Raw genomic sequence first — 22787 nt, forward strand, 5'->3', positions numbered from 1 at the left:
AAAATCCCGACCTATTTTTATTTGCACATATTGATAAAGTATTGATGCAAGCGAAGATCATTTGTCAATTCCGGATGAAAGGAGGTCACTAGCATATTCTTTTCTTGAGCAGCAACGATTTGATTGTTCACTACTGACAGAACATCAACACCCTTACCAACTTCACTAATAATAGGTCCACGGATAAAGGTCATGGGAATCTTGCCAACACCCTTGCAGTCTGCTTCTGTATAAAAGCTTCCTAGCTGACGTCCATAGGCATTGCGCTCCACTACTATGTCCATAGTCGATAGATGGCTCTCTTCCTGAGAAGTGATTTGTCTCGCTAGCAAAATCAAGCCTGCACAAGTCCCAAAGACTGGTAAACCATTGAGAATAGCCTCTCTTAGAGGAAGTAGCATCTGCTGGTCACGTAGGAGTTTTCCCATAGCTGTCGACTCACCTCCAGGTAAAATCAAACCTGACAGCTCACCTCGATGTTGCTGAAAGTCTTCTAGATTTCGCAGTTCAACACTTTCAACTCCTAGTTTGGCAAGGACTTTCTCATGCTCTACAAAGGCGCCTTGCAAGGCCAATATTCCAATTTTCATCTATTTTCCTCGCTCAGCCATGAGAATTTGGATTTCATTCTCATTGATACCAACCATGGCTTCTCCCAAATCTTCTGAGATTTGAGCTAAAATTTGAGGATTTTGATAGTTTGTAACTGCCTTGACAATTGCTGCTGCTCGTTTAACAGGATCACCTGATTTGAAAATCCCTGAACCAACAAAGACGCCTTCAGCACCAAGTTGCATCATGAGAGCAGCGTCCGCTGGTGTTGCAACCCCTCCAGCCGCAAAGTTCACGACTGGTAGTTTTCCATGTTCGTGAACGTATTGAACTAATTCTACAGGTACTTGGAGTTCTTTTGCTGCGACATATAACTCGTCCTCACGGAGATTTTGAATGCGGCGGATTTCTTGATTCATCATACGCATATGACGAACCGCCTGAACGATGTCTCCTGTTCCAGGTTCCCCTTTTGTACGGATCATCGATGCTCCTTCAGCGATACGACGCAAGGCTTCTCCTAGATCTTTAGCACCGCAAACAAAAGGAACTTGGAATTCTTTCTTATCCACATGGAAACGATCGTCAGCTGGAGATAGAACTTCGCTCTCATCGATATAGTCAATTTCGATAGCTTCTAAAATCTGAGCTTCAACAAAATGCCCAATTCGAACCTTAGCCATAACTGGAATGCTGACCGCTTCTTGGATTTCCTTAATCATCTTTGGATCACTCATGCGAGAGACACCACCCGCTGCACGAATATCAGCTGGGATTCGTTCCAAAGCCATAACTGCTGCCGCACCCGCAGCCTCTGCAATTCTTGCTTGCTCAGGATTTTGAACATCCATGATGACGCCACCTTTAAGCATCTGTGCTAAATTCTTATTTAATTCATAACGATTTTCAGTCATTTTTTTCATCCTCAATAGTTGTATTGGTAGCTACAGTTTTATTGTAAGGTATAAAAGACTGCATAACAAGATAAAATAAATCGATTTGTCCGGGTACAATTATCTCTATCACAAAAAAAGCACCCACATTGGGTACTTTTAATTCTTAGATTTCTTAATACTTTTCACAAGATAAAAGAGATATCCTGAAACCATGTAGGCAACAAAGATAGTTGCTGCCCATTTAAAGACAAAGCCCCAACCATGTTTGGTAGCATTCAAAAAGAAATAAGGGAAGGGACTATCCTTAGCATTAGGGACATCCATCTTTAAAACAAAACCGTTTAAAAGGGCAAAAATCATATAAAGCAAAGGAAGGCTAGTCCAAAGCATGGGATCAACTAACTTATATTGACGACTCTTATCAAAAATAATTGTATCTGCTAAAAACCAGAGAGGGACAATATAATGGCAAAGGAAATTTTCCAAACGGTAAAAATCTGTCGTCAAAGGAGCTAGCATGAAATGATAGATGACACAAGTAATCATAATACTCATAGTAACACCACCTTTGAGACGTAGAATACTAGGACTCTGCCAACTATCACCACCACTACGCATCTTTAACAAAAGATAACCTGTAAAAAGTACAACCAAAAGGTTAGAAAGTACAGTGTAGTAAAGCAACATCCCTAAACCACCGCGTTTGGTAATCTCCAAGTATACACCGGTAAAGGCTGCTATAAATAAAAAGATACGACTATAAAATATTACTTTTTCATTTTTAATCATGATTAAATCTTCTTCACAAATTCTGATTTAAGCTTCATAGCACCAAAACCATCGATCTTACAGTCAATGTTGTGGTCACCTTCAACAATACGGATGTTTTTCACACGAGTTCCTTGTTTGAGGTCTTTAGGAGCACCTTTAACCTTAAGGTCCTTAATCAAGGTTACTGTATCTCCATCAGCTAATTTATTTCCATTAGCATCAATAGCAACAACACCATCTTCAGCTTCTGTTTGTTCTGCTGGATTCCATTCATAGGCACACTCTGGACAGACTAGCAATGCTCCGTCTTCATAGACGTATTCTGAATTACATTTTGGGCAATTTGGTAGATTGTTCATTTTATCTCCTTATAGTTGCATGATTGTTTGATTGTCAAATTTTCTTTAACAGAAATTATTATACCCTAAAATAGAAGATTTGACAAATCGTAAAAAATTGACCACCATCGTGGTCAATCGATTATGAGCTTCAATTAAAAATGTTTAACTGCTTCTGATTTAATTTTTTCGACAACTTCTAAAATACTTAGTCCTGTCGTGTCCAGATAGATTGCATCATCTGCCTGCTTAAGAGGAGAAGTTTCACGATGACTATCTTTATAATCACGCGCAGCAATCTCTTCTTTCAAAGTTTCCAAATCTGTTTCGATCCCCTTTGAAAGATTTTCCTTATAACGTCGTTCTGCACGTTCATCCACTGAAGCAACAAGAAAAATCTTCAATTCAGCCTTAGGCAAGACCACTGTACCAATATCTCGACCATCCATGACGATTCCGCCTTGTTGGGCAATTTCTTGCTGGAGAGCTACCAATTTTTCACGAATGGCTGGAATGGCAGCAAAAGCTGATACCGCATTGGTCACAGTATTTTCTCTGATTGGATGGCTAACATCTACATCACCGACATAGACAAGCTGTTCTCCATCCTCAGAACGCCCAAAACTAATCGGATATTGATCCAATAGATCAAGGAGTTGACTAGATTCTTCTGGATTAATTTGATGCTGTAAGGCAATATAAGTTGCCGCACGATACATGGCACCTGTATCCAAGTAGGTGTAACCAAAATCCTTAGCTATGATCTTAGCTACTGTACTCTTACCACTTGAAGCTGGACCATCAATAGCGATCTGAATTGTTTTCATTCTAACTCCTATCTTGTCTTAAGAACATCACCAGGATTTGCAAACCAAGAACCTGAGGACATATGACCAGGATTCAAGGCTTCAAGCTGGGCAATAGAAATTCCTGCTCTAGCTGCGATAGCCGCTTCACCTTCACCAGCAAGAACAGTAATAGTTCCCTCGGCATTAGCATGTCCCTCTGAACTACTTGAAGAAGTTGATTCTGCTTCAGAACTTGATGCTTCAACTGAACTACTTGATGATGTTGAAGAAACTTCCTCTACCTTAGGCGCAGAAGAATCATGAAAATCTTTCAAGGCTGCCGTACGATCACTACCACCTGAAGACAGATAGATTAAAACAGCAATCATACCGACCACGATTACAAAGAAAATACAAGCTAAAATGGTTAGAATACGGTTGGCTACCACTCCTGTTCCCTTATTTCCTCTGCTTCTACGCTCCGAACGGCTTTCCTCATTGTTATAGATATCTTCTTGCCACGGTTCCTTTTCCATACCTTACTCCTTGTTTTTTTTCTATTTTCTTATTACAATATAAGTATGAAAATCACACTTATACCTGAACGATGCATTGCCTGTGGGCTATGCCAAACTTATTCTGAATTATTTGATTACCATGATAATGGTATTGTACGTTTTTACGATGATCCTGATCAACTAGAAAAAGAAATTTCTCCTAGTCAAGACGTCTTAGAGGCTGTTAAAAATTGCCCAACTCGCGCTCTCATCAAAGACCAGTTTTAATCGTTAATGGAGATTATATTTCTAAATCCCGCTTCTTCTAGTTTAGCATATTTTTCCAGAAAATTATAGTCTTTTGAAGGACTAATTTTTATCAAAGCCTATCTCGGCTCACTCTGTTCTTTTATCAGATAGAGGGGCCTTTTTTTTGTTTCTAGATAAATTTTACTGACATATTTTCCCAGAATACCAATGGTCAATAATTGGACACCACCAAGAAATAGAATGACAGCCATCAGAGATGTCCAGCCAGAGGTTGGATTCCCAAGCATAAGAGTACGAATAACTACAAAAAGGGTCATCACCAAAGCCATAAAACAAGACGTAAGACCAGCAACAAAGGCTAATATCAAAGGAAAATCTGAAAAATTTACAATCCCTTCGATAGAGTAGAAAAAGAGTTGCCTAAAGCTCCAACTAGTCTTACCTGCCTGCCTTTCAACATTAGGGTATTCTAGATAGTGAGTATGAAAACCAACCCAGGCAAAGAGGCCTTTAGAAAAGCGATTGTATTCTGTCAATTCTAACACTGCATCTACTACTGATTTTCTCATCATCCGAAAATCACGAACCCCTAGGGGAAGAGCTACTGGGCTAATTTTTTGCATGAAACGATAAAAAAGATTGGCACAGAAACTACGTAGAAATGGCTCTCCCTCTCGACTAGTTCTACGAGTTCCCACACAGTCCAAATCCGGATTCTGATCTAGTAGTTCTTTCATCTCAAGCAGGAGGTTTGGCGGATCCTGAAGGTCTGCATCCATAACCACAACCAAATCTCCACTTGCTTGCTGTAATCCTGCATATAAGGCCGCTTCCTTCCCAAAGTTTCGCGAGAAAGAGATATAATGTACTGCAGAATTTTGCTCCCTATATGCCTTTAAAACTTCCAAAGTCCTATCAGTTGACCCATCATCTACAAAAATATATTCGATTTCTGTTCCCAAATCTGGAATCAGAGCTTCAAGAGTTTGATAAAAAAGAGGAAGTACTTCCTCTTCGTTTAAACATGGGACTATGATTGAAATCATCATTTTAGTCTTCAAATCCATTTGGATGTTTGCTCTGCCAACGCCACGCATCTTCACACATTTCTGTAATACCAAGTCCTGCTTCCCATCCGAGCTCTTCCTTAGCTTTTGCTGGGTCTGAGTAGCAGGCTGCGATATCACCTGGGCGACGTTCAACGATACGGTATGGAATTGGGCGCCCAACAGCTTTCTCCATATTTTGGATAATTTCAAGAACAGAGTAGCCTTTTCCAGTACCAAGGTTATAAACGTTTAGTCCTGAATCTTTTTGAAGCTTCTTAAGGGCTGCAACGTGTCCTTTTGCTAGGTCAACGACGTGGATATAGTCACGAACACCTGTTCCATCTTCTGTATCGTAGTCATCTCCAAAGACTTGAACTTGTTCCAACTTACCAACTGCGACTTGTGTTACATATGGCAAAAGGTTATTTGGAATACCGTTTGGATTTTCTCCTAGATCTCCACTCTCATGCGCACCGATTGGGTTGAAATAACGAAGCAACACAACGTTCCATTCTGAGTCTGCTTTATAAATATCTGTCAAGATTTCTTCAAGCATCAGTTTTGTACGGCCATATGGGTTAGTAGCTGAAAGTGGGAAGTTTTCTAGGATTGGAACAGTATGAGGATCTCCATAAACTGTTGCTGAAGAGCTGAAGATAATGTTTTTACAGTTATTTTCTTCCATTGCCTTCAAAAGGCTAACTGTACCGGCAATATTGTTATCATAGTAGGCAAGAGGGATACGAGTTGACTCACCAACTGCCTTCAAACCTGCAAAATGGATAACACCTGTTGGCTCTTCATGTTTGAAAATATCACGAAGAGTATCTGTATCACGGATATCAGCTTCATAAAAAGGAATCTCAACTCCTGTAATTCTTTCCACTACTTCTAAACTTTTACGGCTACTGTTGACCAAGTTATCCACCACAACAACTTGGTGATCTGCTTGGATTAACTCAATGACAGTGTGAGTTCCGATAAAACCTGCACCACCTGTTACCAAAATCTTTTCTTGCATCTTTTTTCCTCGATTCTTAGATTATTTTTTTCATTTTACCATTTTTGATGGGGAATGTCATTTGCTACCCCGAAAGATTACGTAAAATAAAGTAAAACATTTACTTAATTTCTTTTCGTTGGACATACTTTGCAATCGGATAAGCTGCTGGATCTAATACACCACTTCTCCCCTGAAGCATTTGAGCTAGATGATAACCGATAATAGGACCAGTCGTTAATCCTGAAGATCCTAGACCACTTGCTGTATAGATTCCTGATAAGTTTGGAACCTGTCCGAAAAATGGAGAAAAGTCACTCGTATAAGCCCGAATACCCACACGTTCACCAGATAAAATTGCCTCAGCCAGGGCTGGATAAAATGGACTCGCCGCCTCCGCCATTTGTTGGAGCAAATTTTTATCGACTGTAAGATCAAATCCCATGTCATTCTCATGGGTAGCTCCTAGAGATAACTTACCTCCAGGAAATGGTATCAAATCCCACTCACCTTCCGGCATGACAACAGGATAGCTTGCCATGTCTAAATCAACCTGATAATCTCTAAGTTGACCTTTTTGAGGACGAACATCCACCTCATAGCCTAAAGGCTCCAAAATGTGTCCAAGCCAAGCTCCCGTAGATAAAATTACTTGATCAAACATTTGATTGTCTATCTGATAGCCTGATAATAAAGGAGTTAGACTAACCTCTTTCTTTACGACCTTAACCTGACTGGCATCCAGTAAACGACTCACTAGGAGTTGCCCATCTACTCGAGCTCCTCCAGAAGCATAGAGCAATCTCTCAAATCCCTTTAGACCAGGGAATAGGCTGCTTGCAGCAGCTTGGTCCAAAATGGCTAATTCGCCAATTAAGGGAGATTCATCTCTACGTTGCAAGGCTAAGTCATAGAGTTCCTCGAGCTTGGAATCATCTTTTTTGAGAAGGAAGACTCCTGAGCGCTGGTAGAAATCAACCTTTTGACCAGTTTTTTCTAAATCAGCTAATAAATCTACATAAAAGTCTGCTCCTAGGCGAGCCATCTTGTACCAAGCTTTATTACGTCGTTTAGAGAACCAAGGACTGATGATTCCTGCCGCTGCCTTGGTAGCTTGTCCGTACCCATGATCAAAGACAGTTACTTCGACATCTGTTTCCTTAGAGAGATAGTAGGCAGCTGTTGCCCCTACAATTCCTGCTCCTACAATGGCAACTTTTTTCATTGTCTTTACCTTCTAACTAGATATGATGGAATGGATTGGTAGAAGCCTGACTTGCGACTACTTCTAGCAACCAAGCATTCTCTTCCTTCCATTCGTTCAAGAGCGCTGCAATTCTTTCCACAAAAAGCACTTCGATATAGTGGCCTGGATCTAATGCCAGCAAACCGTCAGATAACATATCCTGGGCAGTATGATAATAAATATCACCAGTGATATAAAGATCTGCTCCTTTTGCTAAAGCATCAGAATAGAAAGATTGCCCACTGCCACCACAGATAGCCACTCTTGAGATTGTCTTTTGCAAATCCTTCTCTTGATAATACACCATACGAAGGCTATCTAGACCAAAGACTTCCTTAACATGGTCAGCAAATCCCTTAAATGTTTGAGGTCTAATAGTTCCAATACGGCCAATCCCACGTTCAGGACCTGTTTCCTGTATATAGGTTGTATCTTTAATATCTAACAGTTGGCAGAACCAGTCATTGAGACCATTTTCAACAATATCAATATTAGTATGACTGACGTAGACGGCGATATCATGCTTGATGAGATTGATATAAATCTGATTTTGAGGACGACTAGCTACCAAGTCCTTAATCGGACGAAAGATAGGTGCGTGCTTAACGATAATCAGATCAACACCCTTGTAAATAGCTTCAGCGACTGTCTCTTCACGGATATCAAGAGCAACCATGACCTTTTGAATTTCCTTGTCTAGGGTGCCAATTTGTAGACCACGACTATCGCCTTCCATAGAAAATTCTTGAGGGCAATAGGCTTCATAACGCTTAATCACTTCACTTGCTTTCATGGAGCACCTCCTTGATGGCTTGAATTTTATCTGCTAGAACCTGACGTTCTTCTTGATTTTTTTCTGGAATTTGACTAAGGGCAAACTCAAGCTTAGCAGCTTCTTTTTGCCATTTTTGGATGAAGACTGGACTGACTTCTTTGGACAAGAAGGGGCCAAAGCGGACATCAGTTGCTGATAGATTCATTTCACCAGCTTCTGCAACTATGATCTCGTAGAATTTCCCAGCTTCTTCTAGAATACTTTCTGCTATGATTTGAAAACCATGCTCTTGTAACCAAGAACGCAACTCATCTTCACGATTATTGGGTTGAAGAATCAAACGCTCAACATTGGCAAGTTTGTCTAATCCTTCTTCTAATATCGTAGCAATCAAGCGACCACCCATTCCTGCAATAGTGATGACAGAAACCTGGTCAGCCTCTTCAAAAGCAGCCAAACCATTGGCTAAACGAACCTGGATTTTCTCAGTCAAACCATGACTCTCAACATTTTTTACTGCAGATTGATAGGGACCTTCTACAACCTCTCCTGCGATGGCACGATCGATGTGACCCTTTTCAACTAGCTCAATCGGTAAATAAGCATGGTCGCTTCCGACGTCCAGTAAAACAGCTCCTTTGGGAACAAAAGAAGCTACTGTTTCTAATCTCTTTGAAATCATCTTCTCTCACTTTCAAAAACTCTATTTCCCTTTATTATACCATATTTTATCTGGCAATCCTGCACCTAAAAAGACCGCAATCATGGATTGCAGTCTTTCTTTATCTTTTAACTTGATAACGACTTGTCAGGATGAAAATCACAATAAAGACGAGCATCATAATGCTATAGATAGGCAATGTTTGTCCTGTCAGTGTTGAAATTTCAAGTAGTTTTTGGATTCTTGGGAATAGAGCCGTTCCAAGGAAGCCACCAACTGACCAAATAATTAAGAGGACACGCCATAGACTAAATGGCAAGCAAGCTCTAACTACAGACATGAAACCAATCGACGCTAGTAGATAATACAGAAGAGTCGAAATTTCAATGGCTGACCAGCCTTGACTGGTTCCAAAAATTTTAACAAAGAGAACACTAAAGACTACCATCAAGGCACTTGGTAGTGCACGTAGCATGGATTTTCTGAGGAAGTTTTGTTCCACAGGTTTGATATTTCGTTCAAAAGTTAATACAAACGGTGGGAATCCTTCCACGAACTGGTCAATCATAGTTATCTGAATCGGAATGAATGGGAAAATCAAAATCCATTCAGTACGTCCCAACAAAGCACTGGCAATACAGATAACTGCTAGCAAGAAGGAATAGATTGTCTTAATCAAGAAAATCGGAGCAATGTGGGCAATATTATTAACCACACGACGACCTTCAAATAGAATCTCAGGAACATCATTGAAATCTGAATTCAAGAGGACCAGATTTGCAATCTGACGAGTTGCTGGGTCTCCTTCAGCCATAACAATGGAACAGTCTGCCTCACGGAGAGCTAGGATATCATTGACACCATCCCCTGTCATTGCTGTAGTATGTCCTGCTTTTTTCAGAGTTTGGATAATCAGTTTCTTTTGATGAGGCGAGACACGTCCGAAAATGGCTGTTTCCTCAGCCATGGCTATCAATTCTTCATCATTAATTTTCGAACAATCTACATAGCTCTGATAGTCTGCAAAACCTGCTTTTTGAGCAATACTTGAAACAGTGACTGGATTATCACCAGAGATAATTTTCAATCCCACTTCCTGAGAACGAAGATAGTCTAGCGTCTCAGCAGCACCTTCTCGAATCGGATCTAGAATCTCAAGCAAAGCCAAAGCCTGAATATCAGATGGCTTTTGTGGCTTGTGATGGTCAAGTTTTTCTTGACTGAGCGCTAACACCAAGACACGAGATCCTCGTTCAAGAGCTTCTCTAGCTTCAGTAACTTCAGCATCCAACAACATCTCCGGTGCGCCTAGGAAAACAGTTCCTAGACCTTCCAACTCCATTGCTCCCCATTTTCGATCACTTGAAAATGGAAGGCTAGAAATCATAGGATAAGCTACCTCTCCCGCAAAACGCTTTCGAATAGCTTGAGCTGTTGGATTTTTATCCTCACTGTGTGCCATATAACTAGTTAGTATTTTGGCAATGGCATCTTTGGTGTAAGCTTGAGTAAGAGGAAGGACCGTCTCAACCTGCATCTTCCCTTGAGTGATGGTTCCTGTCTTATCCAGACAGAGCATATCCACGCGCGCCAAAGTCTCGACAGAGTACATCTCCTGTACCAAGACCTTTTTCAACCCAAGCTTGATGACAGCGGTTAAAAGAGAGGTAATGGTCAAGAGAGCAATTCCCTTAGGCAACATCCCCAAAAGAGCTGTAGATGAATTGACTACAGAAGACTTCAGTGGCAAACCTTTTAAGACCAAGGCTTCAAGCAAGAGAGCAACTCCAAAAGGAATAATGATTTTTCCAGTAAAGCCAGCTAGTTGGTCTAGCGATTTCATGATACGAGAGTTGATTGGTTTCACTGTCTTAGCTTCAAGCATGAGTTTAGCTGCATAGTTGTCCGCTCCAACATGATTGACCCTGGCTAGAACTGTCCCACTGGCTAAGAAGCTCCCTGATAAGAGTAAGGCATCAACTTCTTTTTGAACTAGATCACTCTCACCTGTTAACATGGCTTCGTTTACTTCTGCAAAGCCATCTATAACAATGGCATCACTTGGAATCTGATCCCCTGCTGACAAGCGAATCACATCGTCCAAAACAAGTTCTTCAGGGTCCAAAGCTACCTCTTGTCCATCACGAATTGTCGTAATTTTTTCTTTATTCAAGAGGTTGAGTTTATCAACCATATGTTTAGCACGTAGCTCGGTTACAATCCCAGAAAAAGCATTAAAGCAGATAACAGCAAAGAAAACTAGGTTGGTCCAGGCCTGAACAAAAGCGAGCGCTAAGGCAATGGCAAAGTTTAAGGCGTTAAATAAAGTAAAGACATTTCGCTTTACAATCTGCCAGGTACTCGTGCTAGCTGAAGCTTGGAAATCATTGACCTGTCCCTGTGACTGTCGGTCTCTAACTTCTGCTTGGGTTAATCCCATCATTTTATTTTTATCCATAAATTCTATCATATCACTTTTTTTAGAATAATTCTAATTTCATCCTAACCCTATCTTGATCCCATAAAAAATGTTTGCCTGTCCTGCTATGATAAGGTATAATAAAAGAAAGAAAACTGAAGGAGACACCATGTTTTATACCTATCTACGTGGGCTTGTTGTCTTGATCCTATGGTCTATCAACGGTAATGCTCACTACCATAATACTGATAAAATTCCAAGTCAAGATGAAAACTATATCCTAGTCGCTCCCCATCGTACCTGGTGGGATCCTGTCTACATGGCATTTGCGACCAAACCGAAACAGTTTGTTTTTATGGCTAAAAAGGAACTTTTCTCCAACCGAATCTTTGGTTGGTGGATTCGTATGTGTGGCGCCTTTCCTATTGATCGGGAAAATCCTAGCGCTTCTGCCATTAAGTATCCTATCAATGTCCTTAAAAAGAGCGACCGATCTCTCATCATGTTCCCAAGCGGTAGTCGTCATTCTAACGATGTAAAAGGTGGCGTAGCTCTGATTGCTAAAATGGCCAAGGTTCGCATCATGCCAGTTACTTATACTGGTCCAATGACCTTAAAAGGACTCATCAGTCGTGAACGTGTCGATATGAACTTCGGAAATCCTATCGATATCTCGGACATTAAGAAAATGAATGATGAAGGAATTGAGATGGTTGCTGAACGTATCCAATCAGAATTCCAACGTCTGGATGAGGAAACAAAACAATGGCATACAAATAAAAAACCAAATCCTTTGTGGTGGTTTATTCGCATACCAGCACTGATTGTTGCTGTCTTAGTTGCAATTGTTACCATCATCTTTAGCTTTATCGCAAGCTTTATCTGGAATCCAGACAAAATAAAAGAAAAATTAGGCTAAAAGAAACACTGGCTTAGGAACTATCTCCTTAAGCCTTTTTTTGAGCGGAAAGTCGATTATATTTTAAAGAAAATAACTTATTGACAAAGATTTGAAACTATAGTATACTTTTTAAGTAAGCTGATTTAGCTCAGTAGGCAGAGCGCATCCATGGTAAGGATGAGGTCGCCGGTTCGATCCCGGCAATTAGCATTGTTGATCAGTTCCTTAATAGGGAGCTGATTTTTTCTTGACATTTTATGGACCTTATAGTAGAATAGACGATGCGATGAGTCGATATGTAGCGAGAGCTACTATTGAGCATAGGAGGTCATAACGCAGGAGCGGACCTTGAGAAATTGTGTGAACCGATTTCTCACATGGAGATGCCTCTCAGGCTTTCTGGTTTTACCAGAGAGCTTTTTTTATTTTGCTGAGTCCTACTAGGTCGCATCTTTTGTCTTTTCCTTCCGACAATAAACATCTATAACTTCACTCAATTATATGCTTATAGGCTTTTTATTGTAACAACTTCTCTTTAAAAACAATCCTTGCTAAGATTAGCCATTAAGATACTAAAGTGACCAGTGAAAGCTCCACTCACATCACTAAAAACATGGAGAATGCAGTTTTAGATCTTTTAGATTCAATATCATCAAATAGGAAAAAAAGTTTTGCCCCCTTTTTGCCCCATAGACAAAAAAAGAGCCCATCATACAGGCTAGAAAGCTTGATATGATAGGCTTTTTAATATTAGATTAACGTACAGTACGGATACGCATTGTGTTTGTACGAACAGCTTCACCAAGTGGTACACCTGCAACGATAACGATATCGTCACCAGATTGTACAAGACCTGCTTCAACTGCTTTACGTTCTGCGATTTCGAACATGTCGTCAGTTGATGATGGAGCATCTGTCAACATTGGGATAACACCCCAGTTCAACATCAATCCACGTTCTGTCAATTCGTCGAATGTCAATGCCAAGATGTCAGCATTTGGACGGTATTTAGAGATCAAACGAGCTGTGTGACCAGTCTTAGTAAGAGTTACAACCAATTTGATATCCATTGAGTTAGTAGCATCTTTAACAGCTGAAGCCATAACTTCTGTCTTAGAGTTACGTTCAAATGAATCTGAGTTCAAACGTCCGTATTCGTTAAGAAGAGTTTGAGCATTCTTATCGATAGTTGCCATTGTACGAACAGACTCAAGTGGGTATTTACCATTTGCTGACTCACCTGAAAGCATTGTAGCATCAGTTCCGTCAATAACAGCGTTAAACACGTCTGATACTTCTGAACGAGTTGCACGTGGTTTTTCAGTCATTGTTTCAAGCATGTTTGTTGCAGTGATAACAACTTTACCAGCAGCGTTCACTTTAGTGATGATCATTTTTTGGTAAACTGGAACCATTTCAAATGGTACTTCGATCCCCATGTCACCACGAGCGATCATGATACCGTCAGCAGCTTCGATGATTTCATCCAAGTTGTCGATACCTTGTTGGTTTTCGATTTTAGCGAACAATTGAACATGTCCGTTTCCAGTTTCTTCACAGATTGCACGAACTTCGTTAACGTCTTTTGCAGTACGTACGAAAGAAATCGCGATGAAGTTGATTCCTTGCTCAAGACCGAAGCGGATATCGTCGTTATCACGTTCAGCAAGTGCTGGGAAAGGAATTTTAGTGTTAGGGATGTTCACACCTTTTTGTTTAGCGATGATACCATCGTTTTCAACTTCTACGACAAATTCGCGAGCCGCATCGTCTTTTTCGATAACACGAAGACCAAGTTTACCATCGTCAACCAATACTTGGCGTCCAACTTCAACATCATCATAGATGTCAAGACCACCAGCTACGTTCAAGGCAATAACTTCACGAGTTGATTGGATACCTTGTTTAGTAGCAACACGAATTTTTTCACCAGTTACGTAAGAATATTCTTTAGCGTCACCTTCGAACAATTCTGTACGGATTTCTGGACCTTTTGTATCAAGAAGGAAACCAACTTTTTTACCTGCAATTTTTTCTGCAAGTTTAACAGTAGCCATACGGTCACCTTGTTCTTGGTGGTCACCGTGTGAGAAGTTGAAACGGAAAGTATTAGCTCCAGCTTCGATCAATTTAGCGATATTTTGTGCTGATTCTTCAACATCAAGTTTACCACTCCAGTATCCATCTTCACCGTATTTCTTACCACCACGGATTTCTACCGCTGGACCCAATGTTGCAACGATTTTTACACGTTTGTTCATGATTTTGTGACTCCTTTATATAATTCGACCTTTTATGGTCATTTTACCAGATTAGTTAAAGTTGATTAAGACAAGCTCTTGTTCAAAGTAGCAAGTTCAATATCAGCTTTGTGAGGGTTGTTAACAACGATATTACCATCAGCTGTTAGGCTAAATAAAGCTCCTTCTTCTGCAGTTCCAAGAATTGGATTTTCAACCATTTTCTCATTACGAATACCGACAGCAACACCACCGATTCCTTGTTTAAGGAGTTTAACAGCGTGTGCGCCCATACGAGATGCCAATACACGGTCACGAGCAGTTGGTGAACCACCACGTTGGATGTGACCAAGTTCTGTCACACGAAGATCACTTGTATCGCCAGCTTCTTTTAGTTTTTGACCAAATTCAGCTGCTGACATGACACCTTCTGCTAAAACGATAATGTTGTGTTTTTTACCGTGTTCATATCCAGCTTTGATGCTTGCTACGATATCTTCAAATTTGAAGCCTTCTTCAGGGATGATGATTTCGTCAGCACCTGTTGCAATACCTGCCCAAAGAGCGATATCACCTGCGTTACGTCCCATTACTTCAACAACGAAAGTACGACGGTGACTTGATGATGTATCACGAATCTTATCGATTGCATCCATTGCAGTTGTTACTGCAGTGTCAAATCCGATTGTAAAGTCAGTACCTACGATATCGTTATCGATTGTTCCAGGAAGTCCAATAGCAGGGAATCCATGCTCAGTCAGGCGCATAGCTCCATGATAAGAACCGTCACCACCGATAACCACGACACCTTCGATACCGTGTTTTTTCAATTGCTCAATCCCTTTAAGTTGACCTTCGAGTTTTGCAAACTCAGGGTAACGAGCTGAGTGAAGGAAAGTACCACCACGTGAAATGATGTCTCCTACTGAAGCAGCATCAAGTGGATAAATTTCACCAGCAACCATACCAGCGTATCCATCATAGATACCAAAAACTTCCATTCCTTCTGAGATTGCTTGACGAACAACTGCACGAATGGCAGCATTCATACCAGGGGCGTCCCCACCACTAGTCAAAACAGCAATACGTTTCATTTGGTTTTGCTCCTTTTTCTTTTAACATTCTAACTGATTATACCATATTTAAAGTTAAAATTCTTTTATTTTCATTGATTTTTAACGATAAATCGTTTTCATGACAATCTGTTTTAAAGATTCTTGTAAGCCAGCGTCTTTTGCAACTAAATAACCAGGCAAAAGAATATTTTTTTGTTCATTTTCGTAGCGAATAATGACAGGAATTTGTCCCTTATATTGATCTAAAATATGATAAATTTCAGAATCATAATCATGATTAGCTACCTGAATCCAAAAACGCTCACTCACTGCTTCTTTGAGACTATTTAAGATTAGTTGAAGACGACCATCTCTAGCCTGAACTTTTCCATTTAGATAGTAGAAGCTTCCTTCGTGTAGGAAATCTTTGAATTGCCGGTATCGATCTGCAAATACTGTAACTTCTAACTTAGTCTTACTATCACTGACTTGTAAGAAGGCCATATTTTCACCTTTTTTTGTCCGAATGACACGAATAGATTGGATCTCAACAAGAACAGTAGTCGCTTGTCCTTCAGATAGCTCTCTTAAGCTTGTAATGGGGTATAAAGGATTCTTAGATAACTGTACCAAAGGATGCTGACTGATTCCAACTCCTAGCCACTCCTGCTCCTTACGGAACTTCTCAACTTCTGTAAAATCTTCAGTCTCAATCCAATTGTAACTACTATCAGCAAATAAACTTCCTAGTTCTTCCACAAAAATGAACAGAGTAGGTAAGTTGGATAAGATTTTTTGGCGATTTTTTTCAAAACTATCAAATAAACCAATCTCGACCAGAGGTGTCAATAGACTTAATTTCTGATAATTTTTAGGTAAGCGTGTGACAAAATCTTCAACACTTGTAAAAGGACGATTGTCTAAGATCCAATAGGCAAAATCACGAGGCATTCCCTTGATACTCTTTAAGCCCAAATGAACTGTTTTTTCTGCCAGCTTGTCCTGAAAAGGTACCGTATTGATAGATGAGGGCGCAAGTTCAAAGCCCATCTCAAGAGCATCGAGGATATAGTCTCCACTTGCATAATTGAGCATTACTTGATAGAAGATTGCTGGATAATGTGTCTTAAAGTAGGCAAGCTGAAAGGCTAAAGCTGCATAAGCATAGGCATGGGAACGGTTAAAACCATAACCAGCAAATTTTTCCATGACAGCAAAAACCTGCTGAGCCTGCTCTGCTCCGTGGCCTTTTTCAAGGGCACCTTGAATGAAGCTCTCTTGCATTTGATGCATTTCCGCAGCATTCTTTTTCCCCATAGCCCGACGTAAAATATCGGCCTTTCCAAGACTAAAGCCAGCGTAGCGTTGGGCTACTTGCATAACCTGCTCTTGATAGAGCATGATACCATAGGTAGGAGCTAAAATATCTTCTAGCACAGGATCAAGAACTGTCACCTTTTCTTTGCCATGTTTTCTAGCAACAAAGTTATCGATATAGTCGCTTGCTCCAGGTCTGTTAAGAGAAGTCGTTGCCACTACTTCTTCAAAGCTTTCAGGCTTCACGCGCTTTAATAAGCGAATAGCACCAGGTTGTTCAAACTGAAAGATTCCCTTGGTCTTCCCAGCTGCAAAAAGAGCCAAAGTTTCCCTATCCTCAAGGTCAATATCCTCAATCCTTAGCTGAATTCCTTGAGTTTCAAGTAAGAGCTCCTGCATTTTTTGAGCGAAGGTGAGGTTTCGCAAGCCCAAGAAATCCATCTTGAGCAAGCCATTTCCTTCAACTCCATGAGCATCATACTGGGTAATGAGCATATCCTCACCATACTTAAGAGGAATATAGTCCGTTAGATTTTTGTCACTAATCACGACACCCGCAGCATGGATGGAGGTTTGACGTGGTGCTCCTTCTATTTTCTTGGCAATTTCAAAAGCCTTTTGGTACTCAATCTTACCTTGAATCAGTTGTCTAAATCCTAGATTACCTTCATAGGCACTTGTTAAGGTGTCTTTGAAACCGATTTTTTTGGTAATAGCCGTTAATTCATACTCAGGTACACCATAGCGTTTAAAAACATCTCTGACGGCCTGTTTAGCACCAAAGGTTGAGTAGGTGACAATCTGAGCAGCGTGAATACTGCCATAGCGGTCACGAACATAGCGGATAAATTCAGGACGATAGATATCAGGAATATCAATATCGATATCGGGCATGGTATAGCGTTCACGATTCAAAAAGCGTTCAAAGATGAGATTCTTAGCAACAGGATCAATACCAGTGATATCTAGGGCGTAGGCGACTAGACTTCCTACTGCAGATCCGCGGCCCATCCCCATATAATATCCCTGCGAACGACCGAAACGTAAGAGATCCCAGACAACCAGGAAGTAGTCATCAAATCCCATATCATGAATCACAGAAAGCTCTTCTTCCAAACGAGTCTGATAAACTGAATCTAGTAAGCCTTTCAGTTCTAAGCCCTTAATAACTCTTTCGCGCAACTCTTCAACAGCTGGTCTCTCTGGATTGAAGCGTGGAAGCTTGAGACTACTATCAATCTCATAAGTAGTTGCTCCAATCAGTCCAGAAAGATTTTCTAAAGCTTGTGGAAACTTTTCTTGAAATACTTGCTCTAAGCGATGGGCTGGCAAAAACAATCCCTGTTGAGATTGAACATCCACCTCTCGCAAGGTCACATTTTCCTTAATCGCCTTGAGCATTTGAAGCGTTTCTAAATCCTCAGGTTCGAAAGAATTAACACGATAAAGTGGTAGGATGGGTTGAGAAAAATTCGACTGAGCTGTATCTGGATACACTCCGATATAATAATCATGTCCCAAATCTAAGTGAGCTATTTCATGGAAATAGGGAACAATAACACAAACATCTTCTAGATAGGGAGAAAAATCAGTCCATTCCTTTTTACCTGTCATTTTTTGACTCGACAGCTTCATAAGATTTCGATAACCACGATTTGATAGGGCTAGAAAGCGCAGATTAATCAGTTCTTCCTTATGATGAACGGTCATCTCAAGACCTAATAAGGGCTGGATCCCTTGCTTTTGGCACTCTTTGATAAAATAATAAGCTCCATAGAGATTGTCAACATCCATGATTCCAAGTGCTGAGTAGCCGTAAGCTTTCCCTTGGTCAACATACTTCTGAATGGAAATCATACTCTCCATAAAACTATAAACCGTTTTAGTATCAAGTTGTGCAATCACTCACTATCACCTCCCTTTTTCTCCTTATATTATACCATTTTAGAAAATAGAAAAACAATTTCTTTCTTCCCTTGTAGAAAAAAGAACCACAGTTGAATTAACCGTGATTCTCACTTATCATTCTATTTCCAAGATAGGATTTGTAGCTGTCAAGTGGCTGATTTTGCCACTAACACCAAAATATTCCTCAATTTTAGTATGTAATTCTAGCATTGCTTCCCGAGCTCGTGATGCCTGTTCTTCATTGATAGCTTCAATGACTAAAACAGCATCTTTGGTTTCTTCTGTTAACATGGTTCTTTGGGCTTCACGCCAGTTTAAACACCGACAAACTGCACCTTGTTCATCAAAATAAATCATTTCATCAGCTAAGGCAGGAGCATCACTTTCAGCCCCTAGTGGAAAGAAGGATTCATTCCCTTGAGCTCTTCCAAGACATAAGTCACCAACAATCTTAGCTAAATCCTCTCCCCCACAAGGAACAGCGTAAGAAAGTGAGACGCTATTATAGATATCTACCAAAGGATTTATTGGATTAAATTCTCTTCCTTGACTTACACGCTTTAATAAGGCTTCAATAGAAGAACGAGCACCTTTTTTGGTTTTGAATTTAGTGAATGCCTGACGCCATTCTTGAATCACTTCATTCTGAGTAAAATTTTCATCTGCTATAAAAGTCCGGGCTTTTTTTGTTCCTTCATCTAATAAAGCTTTAAAATAGGGATCGTCACTCTCATCAATAGTATTGTTGAGACCTTTTACCACCAATACAGAGATTTGAGCATCTGGAAATAGTTGCCAAAAATCATCTTTTACATGAACTTTCATGACCTTGCCTCCATTCTTTTTCTTTCATTCTACCACAAATTCTAAAAAAGAGTCTGGGACAAAAGTCCTAGCCACTCAATTGTCTTTGGATTGTCGAGCAAGACGCAGTGGTTGAGTGGGCTCTTCTACGCTGATTTCATCAGCTTTTACAGCCCTACTCAACTGTGCGGAGGTGGGACGACGAAATCGAATTCTAACGAATTACCGATTTCTGTCCCACTCTCACGAACTATAATGAATTCTCACGAATCACTTCTACCTTGTATCCATCTGGATCTTTGATAAAGTAATAGTTTGGTTGAGTCCCTGGAAGTCCATTAGGTGCTGTCACTTCATAGCCTTTGTCGCTATGTTCTTTATGAAGAGCCTCAAGGTCAGGTGTACTTAGGGCGATGTGAGCAAAACCGTCACCGACAACATAAGGTCCGTGATCATAGTTGTAAGTCAACTCCAACTCATAATCATCACCTTCAAGTCCAAGATAAACAATAGTGAAAGCATAGTCTGGAAAGTCTCTACGACGTAATTCCTTAAAACCAAAAGCATCCTGATAAAAAGCGATTGATTTTTCAAGATTTTCTACTCGCAAACAAGTGTGTAGCATTTTAGAAGCCATTTCATTACCTCTTTCATATTAATAATTCTATTATACTCTTATTTAGGAAAATTTACTAGGAAATTGAACCATAGATCTTTACTCAATGCTTCAGTTCCAGTCAGTACCCTCACCATTTTCCTTACGAATATTTCGTACAAGCAGTATCAACAAGAGGATAAAGACTAATTCTAGAAAGAAGAAAGCAAACTCACTGTTCTGTAAAAGAATATCTGGTTCAATTTGTTTGCTAAGTAAGTCTAACACCGGCCCAAAGAAAATTCTATAAAGACGTCTTAAGAAAATGAAGAGTTGTAAGCTAAAAATCACAAAGATTTTTTTAACAGCTAAAGTCGAGCGCCTCTCTTTTGTAAAGTAAGACAAGGCAATTGCATTTATAAATAGTAATAAGCTTAAGGAAAATGTTTCTTTACTCATTATAATTGGACTAAACAAGTTCACTCGATTTTTAAAATATGGTACTAAACGAAACAATTGCAAACTCAAAAAACAAGGGATTCCAACTTCCTTAATACCGACTTCCTTCGCAGAAGCGGGCACACTGAAATCTATGAATTTATATAAGAAGAGGAAAAAAACATTTATAAATAGAAAGAAATACAGGAATAGCACAGCAATAACGAATTCGTTATGCAATATTAAGGAAGTTATGAATCCAGTAGTCAGCAAAAAACCAACAGAATGGATTTTATCGATAGGATAATCCCAAATAATTTTACTATCCACTTTTAGATTATCAATGAAAGTAAAAAGAGTAATGAAACATAGAGCTGCTATTAATCCAAGAGGTAATGAAGGGAGGAAAAAGATAAGGGACAATATTCCTAGAACCCACAAAGTTAAGTTGTAGTACAATTTTGGTTTTATCCATCTTGTAATCAACCCTGCTTCGATAAATCTTTGTTGCTTCTTCAATAAAAAGAAGTAAAAAAGCGATAGCATACCAATATAGACCCAGGTATTAGAACCAGCTTTTTCATTGAAACTTTGTATCAGACTAAAAATAGTCAGAAGCCCAAAGATAGCCAAAAGGTGCTTGTTCATTGCAGAAATTCCCTTTTTCCAAATCATAAAAGGTACTATTGACTTGGGATAACAGAGTTCGTAGGCATAAGCAGTCATCTCTTCTAGTTTTTGATCGGTTTCCTCTGTCATGATCTGAGGGGATATTTTTGATGTAGGAAATACTCCAAGAACATACCTCAAGAGTTGTCCATCTTTGAAGCGATGATACTCCCTATACAACTGTTCCAAAAAGACAGTTATTATTCGAGGTTTGGCTTTAAGATATTCCTTCCACTTATCCCAGTCATTGATGAGATCATCACTACTTGTTATCCTTTCTACAAGTAGATAGCCCTCATGATACCAGTACTCAAAATTCTCTTTTTTATTCAGTTCAAATTCCTGTACTAGAGCAGGATAAGATTGAACAATTTTCCAGAATTGCAGTTTCTTCAAATAGAAACTATCTTTTTCAGTACTGTAGTTCTCTACAAATGGAAGAATCAGAGACAAAACTTTAGTATTTGTTAGAGGATAGACATCAATCTTTTCTAATAAAGCAAGTAATATTGATTTGTCCTCTACCTGCTCAAATAGAGTTTGCCAATCTCGTAAAAGGCTATATTCATCAGAATAGTAAGCATAGAGGAGATGATAAAAGGCTAGCTCAACCTCTTCAGAATCATCGAGAGAGAATTGTTGTAAATCAATCTTTTCATTCGATTCCTCTTTTAATACCTCAATGTAAGCTACTAATTCTTCGTAGGAATCTTCATCCACTTCATCTAAATTTTGCTTGATTTTCTCAAGAATGTAACATAAAACTGGAATACTCTCGATTGTTTGGTATTTTCGATTCACTTGAAAGAGAACTATGCCAGAAACATAGGGGTGTTTAAAGTAATCTATCCAAGTTCTGATTTGATTTGCTTTTTGATAATCATTCAAAATATCTTGACACCAAAGATAAGAATCGTAAAATTGCTCAGTTTCCTTTTTTGCAGTTTCCATAGGACTGCCATTTTCTTTGGCAATAGCCCTTCGATTTTGCCAATACTTGAGCTTATAATAGTAGCCCCAGTCTCGATAATCGATCATATATTCTTCTAGGAGAGGAAGTAAGATGGCAAAATGTTCATATCGATTAAACGTGTAGACATCCATTTCTTCGAGAACCGCTTTTACAATATTCATGCTATAGCGGTAATGGTAAAAGAACTGCTGCCACAGATTTTCTTGTTCTTCAAAACTATTGTCAGCATTCCCTAATATACTGTCAATAGATGTTCGAATTAAATAGGCAGTATCTCTATAGTCGCTAAAATCAAGCGAGTTTAATTCTTCTTGCTCCTGCTGTGATCCCTTTTCATACTCAAAAGTATCAAAGTTGGGTGAATTCACTCTTGTTTCATTTGACTTCTCTTGTTTCTGCCCTTGATGCTGTTCAAAACCAGTTCTTGTATCAGATTCTTGACCAATTTTACTAGATCGTGCATAAGCTAAAGCTTCTTGGTAAGCTTGAACAATTTCTTGATAGAGTTCCGGTTGGTCTTCTGGGTGGTATAAGCGAACTAGTTCAGCGTAGCGTCTCCTGATAACCTTGACATCTTGAGTTGGCTCTATCCCTAAAATTTTCCAAATATTCATACCAGCGCCTT

Annotated in this window: 20 protein-coding genes and 1 tRNA gene; 3 read left to right on the top strand and 18 right to left on the bottom strand. The window is 39.6% G+C overall.

Annotated elements, in window-relative coordinates; all coding sequences use genetic code 11:
- Nucleotides 1-17 precede the first annotated feature (17 nt).
- The 6 genes from pdxT to HMPREF2987_RS09910 all read right to left on the bottom strand — a co-directional run bounded on the left by pdxT (nucleotide 18) and on the right by HMPREF2987_RS09910 (nucleotide 3881).
- Nucleotides 18-590 carry a pyridoxal 5'-phosphate synthase glutaminase subunit PdxT gene (gene pdxT / locus HMPREF2987_RS09885; protein WP_075230398.1) on the bottom strand — a complete coding sequence of 191 codons (573 nt, stop codon included), beginning with the start codon at nucleotides 588-590 and terminating at the stop codon, nucleotides 18-20.
- Nucleotides 591-1466: a pyridoxal 5'-phosphate synthase lyase subunit PdxS gene (gene pdxS / locus HMPREF2987_RS09890; protein ID WP_006153788.1), complete on the bottom strand. Its 876-nt coding sequence runs from the start codon at nucleotides 1464-1466 to the stop codon at nucleotides 591-593. It lies immediately after the preceding gene.
- A gap of 138 nt (nucleotides 1467-1604) precedes the next feature.
- A complete protein-coding gene (locus HMPREF2987_RS09895; protein WP_075230399.1) occupies nucleotides 1605-2237 on the bottom strand; it encodes a Pr6Pr family membrane protein in 633 nt (210 codons plus the stop codon).
- Nucleotides 2238-2239: 2 nt separating this feature from the next.
- Nucleotides 2240-2578: a zinc ribbon domain-containing protein YjdM gene (locus tag HMPREF2987_RS09900; RefSeq protein ID WP_075230400.1), complete on the bottom strand. Its 339-nt coding sequence runs from the start codon at nucleotides 2576-2578 to the stop codon at nucleotides 2240-2242.
- Nucleotides 2579-2712: 134 nt separating this feature from the next.
- Nucleotides 2713-3384 (bottom strand): (d)CMP kinase, encoded by a 672-nt coding sequence (gene cmk, locus HMPREF2987_RS09905; RefSeq protein ID WP_075230401.1) that lies wholly within the window; start codon nucleotides 3382-3384, stop codon nucleotides 2713-2715.
- Between the two features lie 8 nt (nucleotides 3385-3392).
- On the bottom strand, nucleotides 3393-3881 hold the full coding sequence (locus tag HMPREF2987_RS09910) for an SAG1386/EF1546 family surface-associated protein (protein WP_075230402.1): 489 nt from the start codon (nucleotides 3879-3881) through the stop codon (nucleotides 3393-3395).
- A gap of 45 nt (nucleotides 3882-3926) precedes the next feature.
- On the opposite strand from HMPREF2987_RS09910, the gene HMPREF2987_RS10550 reads away from it, so the two are divergent.
- Nucleotides 3927-4130 (top strand): ferredoxin, encoded by a 204-nt coding sequence (locus tag HMPREF2987_RS10550; protein ID WP_083312457.1) that lies wholly within the window; start codon nucleotides 3927-3929, stop codon nucleotides 4128-4130.
- Nucleotides 4131-4228: 98 nt separating this feature from the next.
- Here HMPREF2987_RS10550 and HMPREF2987_RS09915 read toward each other — a convergent pair whose 3' ends face one another.
- The 6 genes from HMPREF2987_RS09915 to HMPREF2987_RS09940 all read right to left on the bottom strand — a co-directional run bounded on the left by HMPREF2987_RS09915 (nucleotide 4229) and on the right by HMPREF2987_RS09940 (nucleotide 11301).
- Complete coding sequence (locus tag HMPREF2987_RS09915; RefSeq protein ID WP_075230403.1) at nucleotides 4229-5179, bottom strand: glycosyltransferase family 2 protein; 951 nt, start codon at nucleotides 5177-5179, stop codon at nucleotides 4229-4231.
- Nucleotides 5163-6182, bottom strand: a complete 1020-nt coding sequence (gene galE / locus HMPREF2987_RS09920; RefSeq protein WP_075230404.1) for a UDP-glucose 4-epimerase GalE — start codon at nucleotides 6180-6182, stop codon at nucleotides 5163-5165. The genes HMPREF2987_RS09915 and galE overlap by 17 nt, the downstream gene beginning before the upstream one ends.
- 100 nt (nucleotides 6183-6282) lie before the next feature.
- Nucleotides 6283-7386, bottom strand: coding sequence for an NAD(P)/FAD-dependent oxidoreductase (locus HMPREF2987_RS09925; protein WP_075230405.1), 1104 nt, complete (start codon nucleotides 7384-7386; stop codon nucleotides 6283-6285).
- A gap of 16 nt (nucleotides 7387-7402) precedes the next feature.
- Nucleotides 7403-8200: a Nif3-like dinuclear metal center hexameric protein gene (locus HMPREF2987_RS09930; RefSeq protein WP_075230406.1), complete on the bottom strand. Its 798-nt coding sequence runs from the start codon at nucleotides 8198-8200 to the stop codon at nucleotides 7403-7405.
- Entirely contained in the window at nucleotides 8187-8864 is a 678-nt protein-coding gene (locus HMPREF2987_RS09935; RefSeq protein WP_075230407.1) for a tRNA (adenine(22)-N(1))-methyltransferase, read from the bottom strand. Before HMPREF2987_RS09935 ends, HMPREF2987_RS09930 begins: the two co-directional genes overlap by 14 nt.
- 100 nt (nucleotides 8865-8964) lie before the next feature.
- The gene (locus HMPREF2987_RS09940) at nucleotides 8965-11301 is read right to left on the bottom strand and encodes a cation-translocating P-type ATPase (protein WP_075230425.1); all 2337 of its coding nucleotides are present in this window, start codon (nucleotides 11299-11301) and stop codon (nucleotides 8965-8967) included.
- Between the two features lie 130 nt (nucleotides 11302-11431).
- Between HMPREF2987_RS09940 and HMPREF2987_RS09945 the strand changes: the two genes are divergently transcribed.
- A complete protein-coding gene (locus HMPREF2987_RS09945) occupies nucleotides 11432-12181 on the top strand; it encodes a lysophospholipid acyltransferase family protein (RefSeq protein WP_075230408.1) in 750 nt (249 codons plus the stop codon).
- Nucleotides 12182-12300: 119 nt separating this feature from the next.
- A tRNA-Thr gene (locus HMPREF2987_RS09950) sits at nucleotides 12301-12373 on the top strand.
- Between the two features lie 545 nt (nucleotides 12374-12918).
- Here the strand turns inward: HMPREF2987_RS09950 and pyk are convergent.
- The 6 genes from pyk to HMPREF2987_RS09980 all read right to left on the bottom strand — a co-directional run bounded on the left by pyk (nucleotide 12919) and on the right by HMPREF2987_RS09980 (nucleotide 22776).
- On the bottom strand, nucleotides 12919-14424 hold the full coding sequence (gene pyk / locus HMPREF2987_RS09955) for a pyruvate kinase (protein ID WP_075230409.1): 1506 nt from the start codon (nucleotides 14422-14424) through the stop codon (nucleotides 12919-12921).
- 65 nt (nucleotides 14425-14489) lie between these two features.
- Nucleotides 14490-15497, bottom strand: a complete 1008-nt coding sequence (gene pfkA / locus HMPREF2987_RS09960) for a 6-phosphofructokinase (RefSeq protein ID WP_075230410.1) — start codon at nucleotides 15495-15497, stop codon at nucleotides 14490-14492.
- Between the two features lie 81 nt (nucleotides 15498-15578).
- Nucleotides 15579-18680 carry a DNA polymerase III subunit alpha gene (locus HMPREF2987_RS09965; protein WP_075230411.1) on the bottom strand — a complete coding sequence of 1034 codons (3102 nt, stop codon included), beginning with the start codon at nucleotides 18678-18680 and terminating at the stop codon, nucleotides 15579-15581.
- 117 nt (nucleotides 18681-18797) lie between these two features.
- Entirely contained in the window at nucleotides 18798-19508 is a 711-nt protein-coding gene (locus tag HMPREF2987_RS09970) for a B3/B4 domain-containing protein (protein ID WP_075230412.1), read from the bottom strand.
- A gap of 229 nt (nucleotides 19509-19737) precedes the next feature.
- Nucleotides 19738-20124: a lactoylglutathione lyase gene (locus HMPREF2987_RS09975; protein ID WP_000157160.1), complete on the bottom strand. Its 387-nt coding sequence runs from the start codon at nucleotides 20122-20124 to the stop codon at nucleotides 19738-19740.
- A gap of 90 nt (nucleotides 20125-20214) precedes the next feature.
- A complete protein-coding gene (locus HMPREF2987_RS09980) occupies nucleotides 20215-22776 on the bottom strand; it encodes a molecular chaperone DnaJ (protein ID WP_075230413.1) in 2562 nt (853 codons plus the stop codon).
- Nucleotides 22777-22787 lie beyond the last annotated feature (11 nt).

This window comes from Streptococcus sp. HMSC067H01, from assembly GCF_001814775.1.
Classification (GTDB): domain Bacteria; phylum Bacillota; class Bacilli; order Lactobacillales; family Streptococcaceae; genus Streptococcus.